This is a genomic window from Paraplanobispora siamensis (assembly GCF_016863175.1).
GTDB classification, from domain to species: Bacteria; Actinomycetota; Actinomycetes; order Streptosporangiales; family Streptosporangiaceae; genus Planobispora; species Planobispora siamensis.
Genome location: NZ_BOOJ01000090.1, coordinates 1 through 874 on the forward strand (window position 1 = coordinate 1; position 874 = coordinate 874).

An 874-nucleotide genomic window follows, 5' to 3' on the forward strand; every position below is an offset into this window, starting at 1 on the left:
GCCGCTGGGTGTCTGCACCGGCCAGGTGGTGCGGTGGCGCGGCTGGCGCCAGGCCGTGACGAACGGCGGCTCGTGGTGGGCACAACTGGCCCGGCTGACCATCGGCCAACGGGCCGGCACCCGCCATGCGGCACTCACCGATCTGCAGGTGGCCGCTGTCGCCGCAGCCGACAGGCCACGGCTTCGATGTTGACGCTGGTGCGGGACGGGCTGGTGCGCGGACGCCGGAAGTGATCCCGCCACCTGGGTGGCCCTTCGGCGAGAAAGCGTTCACGCCGGGGGTCCACCGACTGGCGCGAGGCGCCGCATCGGGCCGCGACCTCGTCGACGACCGATCCGTCGAGTACCTCACGCAGGCGCGGTAACGGTACTCCTGTAACCCACCTGGCTCCATCGCCCAGGCACCGTGACGCCCGCCCCCCGGACACCCTCACGATCGGAGGGACGAGTCCCCCCGGCGATCGGCCGGAACCGCCGCGGCGGGTGCCGGCGTCCGCCGACCACCCGCCGCAGGTCCACCCGGGTACGGGGCCGTCAGGTGGTGTAGCGGCCGGCGAGGTCGGCGAGCCGCCCCGCCACCTGCTTGAGACCGTCCGCGGCCTGGCTGACCGCGTCCACCGAGACCATGGTCTCCTGCGCCGACTGCGCCACCCCGTCGATGCCGACGGAGATCTCCCCCGTACGGGCGGCGGCGTCGGCCACGCTCGCGCTGACCCCGCCGGTGGCCGAGGACTGCTCCTCGGTCGCGGCCGCGATGGTGGTCTGGTAGTCGTTGAGCTGGGCGATGACCGAACTGATCGCGGTGATCGCCTCGACCGCGCCGGCCGTGTCGGCCTGGATGGCCTCCACCCGCTTGACGATGCCCTCGGTCGCC

At 73.7% G+C, this 874-nt stretch carries 2 protein-coding genes; one reads left to right on the plus strand and one right to left on the minus strand.

The window, feature by feature from the left end; translation table 11 throughout:
• Nucleotides 1-193 (plus strand): hypothetical protein (locus tag Psi01_RS41025; protein WP_204069610.1); only part of this gene is annotated, 193 nt, incomplete at its 5' end.
• A 341-nt stretch (nt 194-534) separates the two neighbouring features.
• Here Psi01_RS41025 and Psi01_RS41030 read toward each other — a convergent pair.
• On the minus strand, nt 535-874 hold a 340-nt coding region (locus Psi01_RS41030), incomplete at its 5' end, for a methyl-accepting chemotaxis protein (protein WP_204069611.1).